Raw genomic sequence first — 17,731 nt, forward strand, 5'->3', positions numbered from 1 at the left:
CCGGTCTGGAGATTGCCGGAATCGACGGATAGCCTTCCGGCATGTTGATCCGGACCTTCGCCGCAACCTGCCTTCTTCTTGCCGCCGCCGCGCCCGCCAGCGCGACGACGGGACCTTGGGTCGCCACCGACAATGTCCGCGTCCGGCTGCTCGCCACGGCGCCCGCGGCCGACGGTTCGCTGCAGGGCGCGATCGAGATCAAGCTCGAGCCGGGCTGGAAGACCTACTGGCGCTCGCCGGGCGACGCGGGCGTGCCGCCGCGCTTTGATTTCTCCGCCTCCACCAACGCCCGCGACGTGACGGTCAGCTTCCCGGCGCCGGTGCGCTACGACGACGGCTATGCCGCGTCGAACGTCTATCGCGACCATGTCGTGCTGCCGCTCAGGATGACGGTGCCGGATCCCGCCCAGCCGGTGCGGCTCGACGTCGTCCTCGATATCGGCGTCTGCGAGGAGATCTGCATTCCCGTCAACCTCAGGGCCGACCTGGAGCTGCCCGCGGATGCGGACGACAAGGAAGGCGCGCGCGTCATCGCGGCGGCGCAGGCGGCCCTTCCGGGCCCCGGCCGGCCGGGCGAATTCGAGATCCGCTCGCTGAAGCGCGTCGGCGGCCCTGACAAGAAGCCGGAATTCGAGGTGGGCTTCATCGCGGGCAAGCCGTCCGAGGCGTCTCTCTTCGTCGAGACGCCGGGAGACTGGTACGCCGACCCGCCGAAGCCCGTGGCGGCCCCGGGCGGCGAGACCGTGTTCCGCTTCGCCGTCGATCGCAAGTCGGCCGCCGGGCCGATCGACGGCACGGAACTCCATTTGACGCTGACGAATGGCGGCGCTGCGACGAGCCGGACATTCAAGCTCGACGGCGGCGACGCCAGGCCGTAACCTCCCGGCCGTGACACGGTCCCCGTGTCATCCCTTCCGCTCTATCCCTTTCCGTCCAATCGCTATCCATGGAGCCCGCGATGACCATCTCGGTCGGCGACCGCATTCCCGCCGCGAAATTCCGCGTCTCGACCCCCGACGGCGTCGTCGAAAAGACCGACGCCGACATCTTTGCCAGCAAGAAGGTCGTCCTCTTCGCCGTCCCCGGCGCCTTCACCCCGACCTGCCACAAGAACCATCTGCCGGGCTATATCGACCAGGCCGCCGCCATCAAGGCGAAGGGCGTCGACACCATCGCCGTGCTCGCCGTCAACGATCCCTTCGTCATGGGCGCCTGGGCCAAGGCGACGAACGCCGAGGACAAGATCCTGTTCCTCGCCGACGGTTCCGGCGAGTTCACCAAGGCGATCGGCCTGGAGTTCGACCTCTCCGCCAACGGCCTCGGCATCCGCTCCAAGCGCTTCGCCATGATCGTCGAGGACGGCGTCGTCAAGACGCTCAACGTCGAGGAAGCGGGCGGCGTCTCGGTCTCCGGCGCGGCGGCGATCCTCGAACTGCTTTAAACGCTGCTTGTTTCCGTAACGGAAACCTTCTAGCTAGGGATTAGCTGATGGGTTTCCGCGCCATGATACGGGTCAAGATGCACGCAGCGAAGACGAACCTCTCCCGCCTTGTGGCTCAGGCGCAGGCGGGCGAGGAGGTCGTCCTGATGCGGGGCGACGAAACAGTCGCCCGCATCGTCCCGATCGTCGGCGGCGAGCCGGCCGTCGCGCCGGATACCCCAAGGGTTCCAGGCCGTCTCCGGGGCCAGATCGATTTCGACGATCGCTTTTTCGAGCCGTTTCCGGGGAACGATCAAACCGCATGGGATCACTAGCCATGCGGCTGCTTCTCGATACCCATGTGTGGCTCTGGTGGATGATGGGGAGCGCGCGGCTGGCGCCGCCGGCGCGCGAGGCGATCGCCGACCCCGCCAACGAACCGCTGGTCAGCGCGGCCTCGATACTGGAGCTGCTGGAGAAGGCGAGGGCGGGCATCCTGCCCGGCCTGCAGCGCCTCACAGCCGACATCGAAAGCGAGATCGACGAGGAGCGCTTCGGCCGGCTGCCGATCACGACGGAGCATGCCGCGCGCGCCGAGACGCTCGCGGGCGCGCATGACGATTTGTTCGACCGGCTGCTGATCGCCCAGGCGCTGATCGAGAATGTCGAGCTTGTCTCCAGCGAGCGGCGCTTCGATGCGTTTGGCGTGCGCCGGCTCTGGGAGGGCTAGGGGCGATCAGCCGGGCGAGAAGCTTTTCTTCCGGGCCGTCTTGTAGGGCGCCATGCCCTCGCGCGCGAGCTGGTCGGCGCGCTCGTTCTCTTCGTTGCCGGCGTGGCCCTTGACCCAGTGCCAGGTCACCTTGTGGCGCTGCAGGGCCGTGTCGAGGCGCTGCCAGAGGTCGACGTTCTTGACCGGCTTCTTGTCCGCCGTCTTCCAGCCATTGCGCTTCCAGCCGTGGATCCAGCCGGTGATGCCGCCCTTCACATATTGCGAGTCGGTATGGATATCGACGACCGAGGGGCGCTTCAGGGCGTCGAGGGCCTCGATCGCCGCCGTCAGCTCCATGCGGTTGTTGGTGGTGTCGGCTTCGCCGCCCTTCAGGTCCTTCTCATGCTCGCCGGCGATGAGAACGGCCCCCCAGCCGCCCGGTCCGGGATTGCCGGAACAGGCGCCGTCGGTCCAGATGGCGATGCGGGTTTCTTCAGTCACAAGGTCAATCCATATGCGCTGACGTCCTTCACCGTGCGGTGAAAGCGCAGCTTCTTCCAATATTCGAGCGGATCCTTGGGCGCGACGAGCGCGCCGGGCGGTACGTTCAGCCAGTCATAGAGCCGCGTCAGCAGGAAGCGGAGCGCCGAGCCTCGCGCCAGCAGCGGCAGCGCCTGGAGCTCCTCCGGCGTGAACGGGCGCACCTTCTGGTAGCCGTTCAACAGCGCCCGCGCCTTGGTCACGTTCAGCGAGCCGTCCGGCTCGAAGCACCAGGCGTTCAGGCAGACGGCGGCGTCATAGGCGAGGAAGTCGTTGCAGGCGAAATAGAAGTCGATCAGGCCCGACAGCGCGTCATGCAGGAAGAACACGTTGTCGGGGAAGAGATCGGCGTGGATGACGCCGCGCGGCAGGTCGGTCGGCCAGGCGGCCTCGAGGATATCGAGCTCGGCCGCGATGTCGGCGGCGAGGCCGGGCAGCACCTCGTCGGCGCGGGCGGAGGCGCGGTCGAACAGCGGGCGCCAGCCATCGACGGTCAACGCATTGTGGCGGGTCAGCTCGAAACCTTCGCCGGCGATATGCAGCTTCGCGAGCGCGCCGCCGACGGCGAGGCAATGATCGGCGCGCGGACGGCGTACCCACATGCCCTGCAGGAAGGTGACGATCGCCGCCGGCCGGCCGGCCAGCGTGCCGAGCGCGTGTCCCTCGCGGTTGCGCACCGGCTGCGGGCAGATGATGCCGCGCGCCGCCAGATGCTCCATCAGCCCGACGAAGAAGGGGAGGTCGTTCGGATCGACGCGCTTCTCGTAGAGGGTGAGGATGTGCGGACCGGCGTCGGTGACGAGCAGGTAGTTGGAGTTCTCGACGCCCTCGGCGATCCCCTTCAGGGACAGCACGGAGCCGATGTCGTAGCCCTCGATGAAGCATGCGAGCTCATCGTCGGCGATCTCGGTATAGACGGCCATCAGGAAAGACTCATTCTGCGGCTGGAAGGCGAAGTTCGCGGGGCAGGTTGAAGGCGATGGTCTCTTCGGCGTTGCGCACGACCTCGACCGAGACCGTATAGCGGGCGGCGAAGGCGTCGATCACCTCCTCGACCAGGATTTCCGGCGCCGAGGCGCCGGCGGTGACGCCGACGCGGCTAAGGTCGCCGAAAAGCGACCAGTCGATGTCGGCGGCGCGCTGGATCAGCACGGAGACGGGGCAACCTTCCCGCTCGGCCACTTCGCGCAGGCGCTGCGAATTCGACGAATTGGGCGCGCCGACGACGATCATCGCGTCGACCCCGCCGGCGATGCGCTTGACCGCTTCCTGGCGGTTGGTCGTCGCGTAGCAGATATCTTCCTTGTGCGGCGCGGTGATCGCCGGGAAGCGCTCCGTCAACACCTTGACGATCGCCGAGGTGTCGTCGACCGAGAGCGTCGTCTGGGTGATGAAGGCGAGTGCTTGCGGATTCTTCGGCTGATAGGCCTCGGCATCGGCGACGGTCTCGATCAGCGTGACCGAGCCCTCGGGCAGCTGGCCCATCGTGCCGATCACCTCGGGATGACCGGCATGGCCGATCAGCACGATCTCGCGCTCGCGCTTGAAGTGGATCTGCGCTTCCTTGTGCACCTTGGAGACGAGCGGGCAGGTGGCGTCCAGGAAGAACATCTCGCGGGCGCGGGCGTCCTCGGGCACGGATTTCGGCACGCCATGGGCCGAGAACACCACCGGCTGGCCGTCGTCCGGGATTTCGTCCAGCTCCTCGACGAAGACGGCGCCCTTGTCGCGCAGTCCGTCGACGACATAGCGGTTGTGCACGATCTCGTGCCGGACATAGACGGGCGCGCCGAAGCGCTCCAGCGCCAGCTCGACGATCTGGATCGCGCGGTCGACGCCGGCGCAGAAGCCGCGCGGCGCGCAGAGCAGGATCTCAAGCGGCGGCTTGGCGGAGGAGGGGGAGACGGCGTCGGCCATGCTGGGTTCTCGGATCGACATCAGACGGGAATAGAGGGACCGGGCCCGCCGCTGTCAAGCGGCGGTTCCGCCTCCCGCTTCGCGCGCGGCGTCCTTCCGCCGCGGCCTCTCAGGCGATCAGCGCCTCTTCCTCGCGGAAGATCAGCTTGCTGGCCTCGGTCGCGGTCATGGCCTGGCCGAACAGGAAGCCCTGCGCGTATTCGCAGCCGAGATCGTAGAGATCGAGCGCGTCGTCCTCGGTCTCCGCGCCCTCCGCGACGACGTCCATCTCCAGCTCGTGCGCGAGGCCGATGATGGCGCGCAGGATGACGCGCTTCTGCTTGGCCGAGGGGCCGCGCACGAAGCTCTGGTCGATCTTCAGCGTCTCGAACGGGAAGCGCTGCAGATAGGAGAGCGAGGAATAGCCGGTGCCGAAATCGTCGAGCGACAGGCCGGCGCCGAGCTCGCGGACGCGGGTCAGCACCTGCGCCGCATATTCCGGGTTCTCCATCACCAGGCTCTCGGTCATCTCGAGCTTGAGCGAGCCGCGGGTGACGGCCGAGCGGGAGAGCACCGACTTCACGTCGTTGATGAGGTCGTGGCGCAGCAGCTGCCGGCTGGAGACGTTTACCGAGACGAACAGCGGCACGTCGCGGCCGAGCTGCTCCTGCCAGTCGGAGAGCTGCTTGGCGGCGCGCTCGAGCACGAACAGTCCGAGCGGGATGATCAGGCCGTTGCGCTCGGCGAGCGGGATGAACTCCGCCGGCGGGATGCGGCCGTGCTGGGGATGGTCCCAGCGCGCCAGCGCCTCGAAGCCGGCGATCGTCCGGTCTTCCAGCCGCACGATCGGCTGGTAAAGCACCTTGATCTCCTCGCGGCCGATGGCGCGGCGGAGATCCGCCTCCAGCGTCAGCGTGTCGGCGCCGTGCTGGCGCAGCGCCGGCCGGAAGGCCTCGATGCGGTCGCCGCCGAGGCGCTTGGCGTAGTACATGCCGATCTCGGCGTCCTTGACGATCTCCTGCGCGTCGCTCTGCTTGCCGTCATGCATGGCGATGCCGATCGAGGCGGTCAGGAAGATTTCCTTGTCGCCGAACGAGATCGGCGCGCGCAGCGTGCGGCGGACCGAATCCGCGAAGCCGGCAATCCGCTCGGGCTCGCTCTCCGAGATCAGCAGGAAGGCGAACTGGTCGCCGGAAATGCGGGCCAGCGTATCCTGCGGTTTCAGCAGGCGCGTCAGACGGCGGGCGATCGTCAGCAGGATCGAATCGCCGACCGAGAGGCCGAAGCCGTCATTGACGTGCTTGAAGCGGTCGAGGTCGAGCACGAAGACGGACGGGCGCGCCGCGCCCTCGGCCTGGGTGCGGGTGACGGCCGAGGCGAGCCGGTCCATGAACAGTTCACGGTTCGGCAGGCCGGTCAGGTTGTCGTGCACGGCGTCGTGCAGCAGCCGCTCTTCCGCCGTGCGCTCCTCGGTGACGTCGGCGAGCGTGCCGACACAGCGCGTCACTTCGCCGTCCGAGCCGAGCACGGGGCGGGCGCGCAGGTGGAACCAGCGATAATGGCCGTCCTCGGCGCGCAGGCGGAAATCCTGGGCGATGCGGCCGCGACGCTGCTCGATGACGGCGTCGAGCGTCGCCTTGAAGCGGTCACGGTCGGAGGGGTGCAGCACGTCGAGCCAGTCGCGCGCCGGGCCTTCCAGCGTTCCGTGCTTGAGGCCCAGCAGGTCCTCGGCGTCGGTGCCGGTATAGATGCGGTCGCGCGAGACGTCCCAGTCCCAGACGATGTCGCCGGCGCCGGTGAGTGCCAGCGCCCGTCGCTCGGTCTCGCCGATGGCGCCTTGGGCGATCGCGCCGCCGGCGAAGGCGTGCTGCATCACCGTGAAGCCGATCAGCAGCACGATCAGTACGAGGCCGCCGTTCAGCGCCGGCTGGATGACGTCGTTGGTGAGATTGCCGGTCACCGTCAGATAGGCGCCGAGGATCCAGACCATCAGCAGCACCCAGGTCGGGATCAGCATGATGGCGCGGTCGTAGTGGTGCACCGCCAGATACAGGATGACGACGAAGCCGAGCGTGACCGTGAGGCCGAAGGAGAAGCGCGCGACGCCGGCGGCGATGCCCGGCTCGAACACGGCGACGCCGAGCAGGATCAGCAGGCCGACCAGCCAGGCGATCGTCGCGTGGCTATAGCGCGCGTGCCATCGGTTCAGGTTCAGATAGGTGTAGGTGAAGATCAGCAGCGTCGCCGACAAAAGCACCTCGGCGAAGGCGCGCCACATCTTGTCGTCGCCGGGCGCGATCTGGATCACCTTGTTCCAGAAACCGAAATCGATCGCGAGATAGATCAGGACGGACCAGGCGAGGGCGGCGGTCGCCGGGAACATCGCCGTGCCCTTGACCACGAAGACGATGGTCAGGAACAGCGCCAGAAGGCCGGAAATGCCAAGGACGATGCCGTGATACAGCGTGTAGCTGTTGATGGCGTCCTTGTAGTTGTCGGGATCCCAGAGATAGAGCTGCGGCAGCACCGGGGTGCGCAGCTCGGCCACGAAGGTGACGACCGCGCCGGGATCGAGCGTGATGCGGAAGACGTCGGCTTCCTGGCTCGGCTGCCGTTCCGGCGCGAAGCCCTGGCTCGGCGTCACGGTCGCGATGCGCGAGGCGCCGAGGTCGGGGATCAGCAGGCCGGAATTGGCGAGGCGGAAATGCGGCGCCACCAGCAGGCGGTCGATCTGCTCGTCGCCATTGTTGGTGAGTGCGAAGGAGACCCAGTAGGAGGTGCCGCCGCCTTCGTTCGAGCGAACCTCGATGCGGCGGACGATGCCGTCCGCAGCGGGCGCCGTCGACACCTGGACGCGATCGGACGGATCCCGCGACGCACGTTCGACAGCCCGGGTGAGGTCGAGCGTCGTGCCGTCGAGCGGGACGTTGACGGCGTCGAGCGCCTGGACATGCGTGGATGTGCCCACGACCGCGAGCAGAACGAAAAAGACCGCGGCGACGATGCGGTTAAGCAACAAACAAACCTCCAGAGCCCGAAGGCCGTCGAGCAGTACTATCCGCGCCGGGACGGCACAAGGAATTTTCGGCCGCGTGACAAGTTAGCGACAGAACGTCGGGACTTGCAGGCGCGCGCCGGGGCGGTGTCGTGGGCGTCATGGTCGTGGGTCATCGCTGACAATCGCGTAGAGCAGGTGGTCTTGCCACCGGCCTTCGATGCAGAGGTAGCGACGGGCGTAGCCTTCCCGCGAGAATCCGGCTTTTTCGAGAAGGCGGATGGAGGCGGCGTTGTGGGGCAGGCAGGCGGCTTCGAGGCGATGCAGGCGCAGCGTATCGAAGACGAAGGGAATGACGGCCTTCACGGCCGCAGTCATCAGTCCCTTGCCGGCATAGGGCGCGCCCATCCAGTAGCCGAGTGAGCAGGACTGGGTGACGCCGCGCACGACATGCGAGAGCGTGAGGCCGCCGACCAGCTGCCGGCCGTCGGCGGTGAAGACGAGGAACGGGTAGCCGGTCGATTCGCGGATTTCCCGCTGGTAGCGGCGGAGCCGGCGCTTGAAGGCGCCGCGCGTCAGGTCGTCGACCGGCCACAGCGGCTCCCACGGCGTCAGGAAGGCGCGGCTCTCGGCGCGCAGGCTCGCCCAGGCGGCGAAGTCGGAGAGAGCCGGCGGGCGAAGCAGCACCATGCCGGTCCGGATTTCCGGCATGGGGTGGAATGGCACGACGGATCGCAGAAATTCCATTTGTCGTGCCGCGCCCCCGCTCCGCACTAGATCCCTTCATCGTTTCATGGAAGCGACGGAGGGATCTAGCTATTTGTTTGGTCGCGTTTTCTCGACGCGAACCGGGATCCACTTCGCTCGAAACGCTCTGGCACCCAGCGTGACCATTCAGGCTGGATCGAACGTCCCCACTTCCCGGCCCGCTTCCGGGCCAATCCGGACCGTCCAGCGGTGAGGCTCAGGCCGCCACGATGGGCGACCCGAGGCGCGTGGCGATCTCGTCGCGGCCGATCAGCTTCTCGATCGGGCCGATCGCGGCGACGGTCGGCGGGCTGCCGGTAAAGATGCGCTGGGCGAGGTCGCGCACGCGGGCGACGCTGACGTCGTCGATGCGGGCGACGATTTCCTCGACCGGAATGGGACGGCCGAACAGCAGCATCTGCCGGGCCACCTGGCCGGCGCGGGCTGCCGGGCTTTCCAGGCTCATCAGCAGGCTGGCGCGCATCTGGGCGCGGGCGCGTCCGAGCTCGGCCTCGGTGATGTCGAGGCTCGCGCGCTCCAGCTCGCCGAGCATGACGGGCATCAGGTCCTCGATGTCGTCGCCGCCGGTCGCCGCATGGATGCCGAACAGGCCCGTGTCGGCGAAGCTCCAGTGGAAGGCGTAGACCGAATAGCAGAGGCCACGCTTCTCGCGCACTTCCTGGAACAGGCGCGAGGACATGCCGCCGCCGAGCAGCGAAGCGAGGATCTGCACCGCGTGGAAGTCGTCCGACTTGTAGGGCATGCCCTCGAAGCCGAGCAGGATCTGCGCTTCCATCAGGTCGCGCGTCTCGCGCATGTCGCCGCCGCGATAATGCGCGGCGATGCCGTCGGTGAGCTCGGCCGAGGGAAGCGAGGAGAAACGGTCTTCCGCCAGCTTGACGAGCGCGTCGTGGTCGATGGCGCCGGCGGCAGCCAGCACCATGTTCGGGCCGTGATAATGGCGATCGAGATAGGTCGAAAGATCGTGCGAGCGCGTGCGCCGCACCGTCTCCTCGGTGCCGAGGATCGTCCGCCCGATCGGCTGGTCGGGATAGGCACCCTCGACGAAGAAGTCGAAGACGCGGTCTTCCGGCGTGTCGAGCGAGGCGCCGATTTCCTGCACGATGACGTGCTGCTCGCGCTTCAGCTCGTCGGCGTCGAAGGCCGAGTTGCAGAGAATGTCGCTCAGGATGTCGACGGCGAGCTCCGCGTCCGGCTTCAGGATGCGGGCGTAGTAGGAGGTCGTCTCGACGCTGGTCGCAGCGTTGAGTTCGCCGCCGACCGCCTCGATCTCCTCGGCGATATCGGTGGCGGAGCGCTTGTGCGTTCCCTTGAACGCCATGTGCTCGAGCAGGTGGGAAATGCCGTGCTCCGACGTTTCCTCGCGCCGCGAGCCGGCGCCGACCCAGACGCCGAGGGCAGCACTTTCCAGGTGATTCATGTCGTGGGTCGCGACCGTCAGCCCCGACTTGAGTTTCGTCACCTGCACGGTCATGCGCGGATCACCGGCGTCAGCTTTGCGTCGAGCACCATCTTCACACCTTTTCGTGGATGGCGCGGGCGCGGGCTTCGACGAAGCGGGCGATGGCACCGATGTCGTTGGGAAGAACGGTGAAGCGTTCCTCCCGCTGCATGAGATCCCCGAGCCAGGCGGGCAGGGCAGGGTCGATGCCGGTCGCCGCCTCGACGGCGGCCGGGAACTTGGCCGGATGGGCGGTCGAGAGCGTCACCATCGGCGATGAAGTGACCGGCTGGCGCGCGGCGACGGCAAGCGCCACGGCGGTGTGCGGGTCGGCCAGGTAGCCGGTCGAGGCGAGCGTGTCGCGCATGGTGGCGTCGGTCTCGGCCTCGTTGGCGCGGCCGGCGGCGAACTCGCCGCGGATGCTTTCGAGTGCGGCTTCCGGAATCGTGAAGGCGCCGGACTGGCCGAGGCTATCCATCAGGCGGCGCACCGTGTCGCCGTCGCGGCCGGCGGCCTCGAACAGCAGCCGCTCGAAATTCGACGAGACCTGGATGTCCATCGAGGGCGACTGGGTCGGCACGACGCCCGTCGTCTCGTAGCGGCCGCTTTCGAGCGTGCGCGCCAGGATGTCGTTGGTGTTGGTGGCGATCACCAGCCGGTCGATCGGCAAGCCGATCTTCTTGGCGACATAACCGGCGAACACGTCGCCGAAATTGCCGGTCGGCACCGTGAACGAGATCGAGCGGTCCGGCGCGCCGAGCGAGAGCGCGGCGGTGACGTAATAGACGACCTGCGCGACGATGCGGCCCCAGTTGATCGAATTGACGCCCGACAGCGAGACCCGATCGCGGAAGCCGTGGTCGTTGAACAGGCCCTTCACGATCGCCTGGCAGTCGTCGAACGTGCCTTCGAGCGCGATGGCGTGGACGTTGGCGTCATGCACCGTCGTCATCTGCCGCTGCTGCACCGGCGAGACGCGGCCATGCGGGAACAGGATGAAGATGTCAGTGGCGGCGCGGCCGCGGAACGCCTCGATGGCGGCGCCGCCGGTATCGCCCGAGGTCGCGCCGACGATGGTGGCGCGCCGGCCGCGTTCGGCCAGCACATGGTCCATCAGCCGGGCGAGCAGCTGCATCGCCACGTCCTTGAAGGCGAGCGTCGGCCCGTGGAAGAGCTCGAGGATGAAGCTGTTCGGGCCGGTCTGCACCAGGGGGGCGACGGCCGGGTGGCGGAAGGTCGCGTAGGCCTCGGCGCACATCCGCTTCAAATCGGCATCGGCGATCTCGCCGGCGACGAACGGATGGATCACCGCATAGGCGACCTCGTCATAGGGACGCCCTCTCAGGCGCGCGAAGCTCTCGGAAGAAAATGCCGGCCATGTCTCGGGGACATACAGGCCGCCGTCACGCGCGAGCCCAGCCAGAAGAACGTCGGAGAAGCCGAGCGCGGGGGCAATGCCGCGCGTGCTCACATATTTCACGGAAGAAACGCCTCCACATGCGGCCAGACTTGTGGCAAGCCGCCCTTTGCTGCAACCCTATCGTCGCGGGATGCGGCGGGCAAGGTGCGGCGGGTCGTCAGCCACTAAGTCGCCAAAGATCAATCGGACTGTTATAGACGTCGCGCATCAGCGTCGAGGATTATTGGGATGCATGGTTCTTCTTTCGGTGGCTCGAGCGCGTCGCGTCGCCTCGTGGCCTTTGTTTCGGTGGCCGCCCTGGCTGGCCTGGTCTCCGCTTGTTCGAGCGTGACCGATGGCTCGTCATCCGGTGGTGGCGGCAATGTCGTCAACAATGCGCTCTTCGGTGCGCCGAACAAGAATCTGCAGAACGCGACGATCGTCTCGGCCGAGAACTTCGGCTACACGGTGAATTGCCCGCCGGTCGCGGTGCGGCCCGGCACCGAGGAATTCAAGGTCCTCGCGCCCGGCAAGCCGGACCCGATCACCGGGGCCGGCCCGCCGGTGGTCTACCAGGTGGCGATCACCGACACGGCGCGGGAATGCTTCAAGGCGCCCGGCGGCGGCGTGACCGTCAAGCTCGGCATCAAGGGCCGCGTCGCTTCCGGCCCGGCCGGCAAGGCGCAGACGGTCAACGTCCCGGTCCGGGTCGTCGTCATGGAAGGCCGCGACAAGGTGCTGAAGTCGGAGCTGCATCGCATCGCGGTGCCGCTGCAGGCGCCGGAACTCGCCGCCGACTTCACCAAGATCGACGAATCGATCGTGGTGCCGATCTCCGAGGGCAACACCGACTTCCACATCTATGTCGGCCTCGACGACAAGGCGACGCCCGCCAAGCAGCGTCGTAGCTGACGATCCGGGGCTCGGCTGACGACTCGTGTCGCAGCTGACGACGAGGCGTCGCAGCTGAGATCGCCGTCTGCCGCACAATGAGGCAGGATCGCGCGCGCCGTCGATTGACAGGGGCGCGCGCGAACCTACAGTAGCTTCCAAGCTGGGTCCGTGTCGCGACCCGGCCGAGCCGGCGCCCTCGGGCGCAGGCTGAACGACCGCCGGGAGAGACCGAAGGGGTGAAATCCTCGTCGGCGCCGAAGGAGCAACCGCCCCGGAAACTCTCAGGCCAACGGACCGGACGGTCGGCGACGCTCTGGAAAGCAGCCCTTGGTCGGGATTCCGACGATGGGCTCACCGAAGGAGTAGCCGCCTCTGCCGCATCGGCAGGGCGGGAAATCTCTCAGGTTCTCGGACAGAGGGGGCGCGGAACAGGCCATTCAGGCCTGCCCGTGCCAACGACTCTGTTCAGGGATCCGGTGCATGGCTGATTCGGCCACTACAGAAGACATCCTGCTCGAGACGCCGCTCGCCGGCCTCCATCGCGAACTCGGCGCCCGCATGGTGCCGTTCGCGGGCTATTCCATGCCGGTACAATATCCGCTCGGCATTCTCTCGGAGCACAACTGGACCCGCGACAGCGCCGGCCTGTTCGACGTCTCGCATATGGGCCAGGCCTATCTCGTCGGGCCGGACCACGCGACGACGGCGCGCGCGCTGGAGGCGCTGACGCCGGGCGACTTTCTGGCGCTCGCGCCCGGCCGCGTCCGCTACACGCTGCTGACGACGCCCGAGGGCGGCATCATCGACGATCTGATGGTGACGCGCTCGGCCGATCCCAGCGAGGACGGCACGCTCTATCTGGTCGTCAATGCCGGCCGGAAGACGATCGACTACGCCCATATCGCGGCGAACCTGCCCGAAGGGGTGCAGCTCGAGATTGCCGGGCAGCTCGCGCTGATCGCCCTGCAGGGGCCGAAGGCGGCCGAGGTGCTGGCGCGCCATTGTCCGGATTCGGCCGCCATGGGCTTCATGACGGCGATCCGCACGACCATCGACGGCATCGACTGCCACATCAGCCGCTCCGGCTATACCGGCGAGGACGGCTACGAGCTCTCGGTCGTCGAAGACCATGCCGAGTCGCTGGCGCGCGCGCTGCTGGCCGAGCCGGAGGTCGAGCCGATCGGCCTCGGCGCCCGCGATTCGCTCCGGCTTGAGGCCGGGCTCTGCCTCTATGGCCACGACATCGACGAGGCGACTTCGCCGGTCGAGGCCGATCTCGGCTTCGCGCTCGCCAAGCGCCGCCGCGCCGAGGGCGGTTTTCCGGGCGCGGAGCGCATCCAGGGCGAGCTCGCCGACGGCCCGGCGCAGCTCCGCGTCGGCATCAAGCCGGAGGGCAGGGCGCCCGCCCGCGAGGGCGCCGAGATCCGAGACGCCTCCGGTCGTCAGATCGGCATCGTCACCTCGGGTGGCTTCGGCCCGACGGCCGGCGGCCCGATCGCCATGGGCTATGTCGCGGCCGAGCACGCCGCGCCCGGCACGCCGGTCACGCTCGTCGTCCGCGGCAAGGATCTGGCCGCCTCGGTCGTGCCCATGCCCTTCGTCCCGCACCGCTATTTCCGCAAGCAAGCCTGAACGGCCTTTCCAGGGAAGACCACCACATGACCGTCTACTTCACCAAAGACCACGAATGGGTCCGCCTCGAAGGCGACTCGGCCCTTATCGGCATCACCGATTATGCGCAGTCGCAGCTCGGCGACGTCGTCTATGTCGAGCTTCCCGAGGTCGGGAAGACCTTTGCCAAGGGCGACGAGGCGGCGGTGGTCGAATCCGTCAAGGCGGCGAGCGACGTCTACGCGCCGGTCTCCGGCCTCGTCATCGCCGTCAACTCGAAGCTCCCGGATTCGCCCTCGACCATCAACGACGCGCCGGAGAGCGACGGCTGGTTCATCCGGCTGACGCTGACCGAACCCAGCGAATTGGAGGGCCTCCTGGATGAGGCGGCCTACCGGGCCTTTGTCGAGACGCTCTAGGCCGGTGGACCGGATCGTTTCCGACACCTCTCCCCCAAAACCCTCACCCGACGGCGCCGCCGTCGACCTCTCCCCCGGGGAGAGGTGAAGGAGAGAACCAGAAGATGCGCTATCTTCCCCATTCCGACAGCGACCGGCAGGCGATGCTGGCGACGATCGGCGTCGGCTCGATCGACGACCTCTTCGCCGACATCCCGAGGGATCTTCGCGTGCACGGGCTCGACCTGCCGCGGGCCGCCGGCGAGATCTCGGTCGAGCGGACGCTCGGCCGGCTTTCGGCGCAGAACGTCGCGGCCTCGTCGGTGCCGTTCTTCGTCGGCGCCGGAGCCTACAAGCACCATGTGCCGGCGACCGTCGACCACCTGATCCAGCGTTCCGAGTTCCTGACCTCCTACACGCCCTACCAGCCGGAGATCACGCAGGGGACGCTGCAATATCTGTTCGAGTTCCAGACCCAGGTCGCGCATCTGACCGGCATGGAGGTAGCGAACGCCTCGATGTATGACGGCTCGACCGCGACGGTCGAGGCGGTGCTGATGGCGCACCGGCTGACCAAGCGCAACAAGGCGGTGCTGTCCGGCGGGCTGCATCCGCACTATCGCGCCGTGGTCGAGTCGCTGTCGCCGATGGCGGGCGACACGGTGACGTCGCTCCCGGCCGATCCCCGTGGCACCGAGGACATCCTCGCCGCGATCGACGCCACCACCTCCTGCGTCGTCGTGCAGTCGCCCTCCGTCTACGGCCATCTGATCGATCTCGCGCCGATCGCGGCGAAGGCGCATGAGGTCGGTGCGCTGCTGATCGCCGTCTTCACCGAGGTCGTCTCGCTCGGCCTGATCGAGCCGCCGGGCGCGCAGGGCGCCGACATCGTCGTCGGCGAGGGCCAGTCGATCGGCAACGCGCTCTCCTTCGGCGGGCCCTATGTCGGCCTGTTCGCCACGCGGCATAAATTCGTCCGCCAGATGCCGGGCCGCCTCTGCGGGGAGACGGTCGATGCGGAGGGGAGGCGCGGCTTCGTGCTGACGCTCTCGACCCGCGAGCAGCATATCCGCCGCGATAAGGCGACGTCGAATATCTGTACGAATTCAGGGCTTTGCGCGCTGGCGTTCACGATTCATATGACGCTGCTCGGCGAAACGGGCCTGGCGCGACTGGCGCGGATCAATCACGCCAATGCCGTGAAACTCGCTGAATCGCTTTCTGCGCTGCCGGGCGTAAGCCTCTTGAATGACTCGTTCTTCAACGAGTTCACCATCCGGCTTCCCGGCGACGCCGCTGATATCGTCGAGAAGCTGGCAGCGAAGGGCGTACTCGCCGGCGTGCCCGTCTCCAGGCTGGAGCCCGGCAAGAGCGAACTCGCCGACCTGCTGCTCGTCGCCTCGACCGAAGTGAATACGGATGAAGACCGCGCCGCCTTCGTGGCCGCGCTCGCGGAGGTGCTCGCATGAGCATGAACAGCCAGGGCCGTCCCACCGTCGCCGCCACCGCCGCGACCTCGGCCATTCCCGATACCTTCACCGGCAACCGCGCCCTGCAGATCGAGGAGGCGCTGCTGTTCGAGGTCGGACGCCACGACGTCACCGGCGTCGATCTCGACGAGCCGGCGGATTTCGCGCCCCGTCTCGGCAAGCTCGCGCGCAAGCAGCCCATCGATCTTCCCGGCCTCTCGGAGCCCGAGACGATGCGCCACTATGTGCGGCTCAGCCAGAAGAACTACTCGATCGACAGCGGCCTCTATCCGCTTGGCTCCTGCACGATGAAGCACAATCCGCGCCTGAACGAGAAGGTGGCGCGGCTGCCCGGTATCGGCGACGTGCATCCGCTGCAGCCGCTTTCCACCGTCAAGGGCGCGGTCGAGCTGATGGCCGAGCTCGGCCGCTGGCTGATCGAGATGACCGGCATGACGGCCGTGGCGCTGTCGCCCAAGGCCGGCGCGCATGGCGAGCTCTGCGGCATGATGGCGATCAAGGCCGCCATCGCCGCCAAGGGCGAGACGCGCAACATCGTTCTGGTGCCGGAATCGGCGCATGGCACCAACCCGGCCACCGCGGCCCTGATCGGCTTCAAGGTCGTCACCGTGCCGGCGCGCGCCGACGGCACCGTCGCGCCGGAGGCGGTCAAGGCGCTGCTCTCGCCCGACGTCGCCGCGATCATGCTGACCAACCCGAACACCTGCGGCCTGTTCGAGCGCGACGTCGTCGAGATCGCCGCCGCCGTGCATGCGGCGGGCGCCTATTTCTACTGCGACGGCGCCAACTTCAACGCGATCGTCGGCAAGGCCAAGGTCGGCGAGCTCGGCGTCGACGCCATGCACATCAACCTGCACAAGACCTTCTCCACCCCGCATGGCGGCGGCGGGCCGGGCGCGGGTCCGGTGGTGCTCTCCGAGCGGCTCGCCGCCTTCGCGCCGCTGCCCTTCGTCCGCATCGAGGCGGAGGGCCCGGTGCTGGTCGAAAGCGAGGAGGCGCTGTTGCCGGGGGAAACACCCTTCGGCCGCATGACCGCCTTCCATGGCCAGATGGGCATGTTCGTGCGGGCGCTCTCCTACATGCTGTCGCATGGTTCGGACGGGCTGCAGCAGGCGTCGGAGGACGCGGTGCTCAACGCCAACTATGTCCGCGCGGGCCTGCGCGACCTGATGAGCCAGCCCTCCGGCGACCGCACCTGCATGCATGAGGTGCTGTTCGACGACACGTTCCTGGAGGGGACCGGCGTCACCACGCTCGACTTCGCCAAGGCGATGATCGACGAGGGCTATCACCCGATGACGATGTATTTCCCGCTCGTCGTGCACGGGGCGATGCTGATCGAGCCGACCGAGTCGGAATCGAAGGCCTCGCTCGACCTCTTCATCGCGACGCTCCGCGATCTCGTGATGAAGGCGAAGGCAGGCGATCTCGAGCGCTTCCAGCAGGCGCCGCGCTTCGCCCCGCGCCGCCGCCTCGACGAAACCCGCGCCGCCCGTTCGCCCAAGCTCAAATGGGAAAAGCCGGAGCCGTGGGTGGAGGCGGCCGCGGCGGAGTAGGGCGGACGAACCCTCACCCCGACCCTCTCCCGCTCGCGGGAGAGGGGGCTCGCCTGCGTCCGCAAGGGCGATTGGTGACAGCTGGAAGAGCATGGCGCCCGGTCGATGCCGAGCACCGGCCAAAAAGCCCTCGCCCGCTCGCGGGAGAGGGTTGGGTGAGGGTCTTTCTTCCTGATTAGCCCCCTGCCAGCCGCGTGCCCTGGAAGCCGCCGCCGGCGACGCTGTCGCAGAGCCCCGACCATTCGCAGCCGCCGCAGGCCGTGCGGGTGGTTCCGGCGGCGAAGGCGGCGCGGAAGCGGGCGAGCGTCATGGCGTCGAGGGAGAGCCGGAAGCCCGGCTGGACGGGAGCGTCGAGCAGGGCGGCGATCGAGGCGGCCGCCTCGGCGTCGCGGTCGAGCACGCTCTCATTGTGGCAGTGCGGGTCCTCGGTCGACAGCAGCGGCGCGCAGACATCGTCCGGGCCGCTGACGAGGAGGATGTCCTCGCCGCGCGTCAGCCGCGCGGCGATGATGTCGTAATTGGCGCAGAAATCCGGCGTGTAGCCCTTGCCGACATAGGTCAGCATGCAGAGCAGGTGATGGGCGCGAAGCCGGACCGTCATGGGTGCGCCCCGC

The 17,731-nt window shown here is 67.8% G+C and carries 17 protein-coding genes and 1 riboswitch; of the genes, 9 read left to right on the forward strand and 8 right to left on the reverse strand.

The annotated features are described in order from the left end of the window. Positions 1–41: 41 nt before the first annotated feature. The 4 genes from AC6HZP_RS08425 to AC6HZP_RS08440 all read left to right on the forward strand — a co-directional run bounded on the left by AC6HZP_RS08425 (position 42) and on the right by AC6HZP_RS08440 (position 2,150). Positions 42–878, forward strand: a complete 837-nt coding sequence (locus AC6HZP_RS08425) for a protein-disulfide reductase DsbD domain-containing protein (protein WP_497526202.1) — start codon at positions 42–44, stop codon at positions 876–878. An 80-nt stretch (positions 879–958) separates the two neighbouring features. Beyond that, positions 959–1,441: a peroxiredoxin gene (locus AC6HZP_RS08430; RefSeq protein WP_497526203.1), complete on the forward strand. Its 483-nt coding sequence runs from the start codon at positions 959–961 to the stop codon at positions 1,439–1,441. A gap of 47 nt (positions 1,442–1,488) precedes the next feature. Further along, positions 1,489–1,755, forward strand: coding sequence for a type II toxin-antitoxin system Phd/YefM family antitoxin (locus tag AC6HZP_RS08435; protein ID WP_497526204.1), 267 nt, complete (start codon positions 1,489–1,491; stop codon positions 1,753–1,755). Between the two features lie 2 nt (positions 1,756–1,757). Further along, a complete protein-coding gene (locus AC6HZP_RS08440) occupies positions 1,758–2,150 on the forward strand; it encodes a type II toxin-antitoxin system VapC family toxin (protein WP_497526205.1) in 393 nt (130 codons plus the stop codon). A 6-nt stretch (positions 2,151–2,156) separates the two neighbouring features. On the opposite strand, the gene rnhA is transcribed toward AC6HZP_RS08440, so the two are convergent. The 7 genes from rnhA to thrC form a co-directional block, all read right to left on the reverse strand. After that, entirely contained in the window at positions 2,157–2,630 is a 474-nt protein-coding gene (rnhA, locus tag AC6HZP_RS08445; RefSeq protein WP_201403130.1) for a ribonuclease HI, read from the reverse strand. Continuing rightward, positions 2,627–3,592: a homoserine kinase gene (locus AC6HZP_RS08450; RefSeq protein ID WP_201403131.1), complete on the reverse strand. Its 966-nt coding sequence runs from the start codon at positions 3,590–3,592 to the stop codon at positions 2,627–2,629. Before AC6HZP_RS08450 ends, rnhA begins: the two co-directional genes overlap by 4 nt. A gap of 10 nt (positions 3,593–3,602) precedes the next feature. Next, positions 3,603–4,586, reverse strand: a complete 984-nt coding sequence (gene ispH, locus AC6HZP_RS08455; protein ID WP_497526206.1) for a 4-hydroxy-3-methylbut-2-enyl diphosphate reductase — start codon at positions 4,584–4,586, stop codon at positions 3,603–3,605. A 109-nt stretch (positions 4,587–4,695) separates the two neighbouring features. Next, positions 4,696–7,569: an EAL domain-containing protein gene (locus AC6HZP_RS08460; protein WP_497526760.1), complete on the reverse strand. Its 2,874-nt coding sequence runs from the start codon at positions 7,567–7,569 to the stop codon at positions 4,696–4,698. Between the two features lie 150 nt (positions 7,570–7,719). Further along, a complete protein-coding gene (locus AC6HZP_RS08465; protein ID WP_201403134.1) occupies positions 7,720–8,307 on the reverse strand; it encodes a GNAT family N-acetyltransferase in 588 nt (195 codons plus the stop codon). 217 nt (positions 8,308–8,524) lie between these two features. After that, complete coding sequence (locus AC6HZP_RS08470) at positions 8,525–9,802, reverse strand: M16 family metallopeptidase (protein WP_201403135.1); 1,278 nt, start codon at positions 9,800–9,802, stop codon at positions 8,525–8,527. A gap of 40 nt (positions 9,803–9,842) precedes the next feature. After that, positions 9,843–11,249, reverse strand: coding sequence for a threonine synthase (gene thrC, locus AC6HZP_RS08475; RefSeq protein WP_497526207.1), 1,407 nt, complete (start codon positions 11,247–11,249; stop codon positions 9,843–9,845). A gap of 267 nt (positions 11,250–11,516) precedes the next feature. Between thrC and AC6HZP_RS08480 the strand changes: the two genes are divergently transcribed. The 5 genes from AC6HZP_RS08480 (at position 11,517) to gcvPB (ending at position 17,117) form a co-directional block, all read left to right on the forward strand. After that, on the forward strand, positions 11,517–12,080 hold the full coding sequence (locus tag AC6HZP_RS08480) for a hypothetical protein (protein WP_201403137.1): 564 nt from the start codon (positions 11,517–11,519) through the stop codon (positions 12,078–12,080). 191 nt (positions 12,081–12,271) lie between these two features. After that, positions 12,272–12,370: riboswitch (glycine riboswitch) on the forward strand. Positions 12,371–12,542: 172 nt separating this feature from the next. Further along, positions 12,543–13,694 carry a glycine cleavage system aminomethyltransferase GcvT gene (gene gcvT, locus AC6HZP_RS08485; RefSeq protein ID WP_497526208.1) on the forward strand — a complete coding sequence of 384 codons (1,152 nt, stop codon included), beginning with the start codon at positions 12,543–12,545 and terminating at the stop codon, positions 13,692–13,694. A 26-nt stretch (positions 13,695–13,720) separates the two neighbouring features. Further along, positions 13,721–14,092 (forward strand): glycine cleavage system protein GcvH, encoded by a 372-nt coding sequence (gene gcvH / locus AC6HZP_RS08490; RefSeq protein WP_201403139.1) that lies wholly within the window; start codon positions 13,721–13,723, stop codon positions 14,090–14,092. Positions 14,093–14,196: 104 nt separating this feature from the next. Continuing rightward, positions 14,197–15,540: an aminomethyl-transferring glycine dehydrogenase subunit GcvPA gene (gene gcvPA, locus AC6HZP_RS08495; RefSeq protein ID WP_497526209.1), complete on the forward strand. Its 1,344-nt coding sequence runs from the start codon at positions 14,197–14,199 to the stop codon at positions 15,538–15,540. Beyond that, positions 15,537–17,117 (forward strand): aminomethyl-transferring glycine dehydrogenase subunit GcvPB, encoded by a 1,581-nt coding sequence (gcvPB, locus tag AC6HZP_RS08500; protein WP_497526210.1) that lies wholly within the window; start codon positions 15,537–15,539, stop codon positions 17,115–17,117. The genes gcvPA and gcvPB overlap by 4 nt, the downstream gene beginning before the upstream one ends. Positions 17,118–17,292: 175 nt before the next feature. Here gcvPB and AC6HZP_RS08505 read toward each other — a convergent pair whose 3' ends face one another. Continuing rightward, positions 17,293–17,718, reverse strand: coding sequence for a DUF1284 domain-containing protein (locus AC6HZP_RS08505; RefSeq protein ID WP_497526211.1), 426 nt, complete (start codon positions 17,716–17,718; stop codon positions 17,293–17,295). Positions 17,719–17,731: the final 13 nt, after the last annotated feature.

Source organism: Kaistia sp. SLG-1, from assembly GCF_059699055.1.

Coding starts and splice junctions, on each gene's coding strand:
- AC6HZP_RS08425 (WP_497526202.1), top strand. CDS start 42: ATGTTGATCCGGACCTTCGCCGCAACCTGCCTTCTTCTTGCCGCCGCC.
- AC6HZP_RS08430 (WP_497526203.1), top strand. CDS start 959: ATGACCATCTCGGTCGGCGACCGCATTCCCGCCGCGAAATTCCGCGTC.
- AC6HZP_RS08435 (WP_497526204.1), top strand. CDS start 1,489: ATGGGTTTCCGCGCCATGATACGGGTCAAGATGCACGCAGCGAAGACG.
- AC6HZP_RS08440 (WP_497526205.1), top strand. CDS start 1,758: ATGCGGCTGCTTCTCGATACCCATGTGTGGCTCTGGTGGATGATGGGG.
- AC6HZP_RS08450 (WP_201403131.1), bottom strand. CDS start 3,592: ATGGCCGTCTATACCGAGATCGCCGACGATGAGCTCGCATGCTTCATC.
- ispH (WP_497526206.1), bottom strand. CDS start 4,586: ATGGCCGACGCCGTCTCCCCCTCCTCCGCCAAGCCGCCGCTTGAGATC.
- AC6HZP_RS08465 (WP_201403134.1), bottom strand. CDS start 8,307: ATGGAATTTCTGCGATCCGTCGTGCCATTCCACCCCATGCCGGAAATC.
- AC6HZP_RS08470 (WP_201403135.1), bottom strand. CDS start 9,802: ATGACCGTGCAGGTGACGAAACTCAAGTCGGGGCTGACGGTCGCGACC.
- gcvT (WP_497526208.1), top strand. CDS start 12,543: ATGGCTGATTCGGCCACTACAGAAGACATCCTGCTCGAGACGCCGCTC.
- gcvH (WP_201403139.1), top strand. CDS start 13,721: ATGACCGTCTACTTCACCAAAGACCACGAATGGGTCCGCCTCGAAGGC.
- gcvPA (WP_497526209.1), top strand. CDS start 14,197: ATGCGCTATCTTCCCCATTCCGACAGCGACCGGCAGGCGATGCTGGCG.
- gcvPB (WP_497526210.1), top strand. CDS start 15,537: ATGAGCATGAACAGCCAGGGCCGTCCCACCGTCGCCGCCACCGCCGCG.
- AC6HZP_RS08505 (WP_497526211.1), bottom strand. CDS start 17,718: ATGACGGTCCGGCTTCGCGCCCATCACCTGCTCTGCATGCTGACCTAT.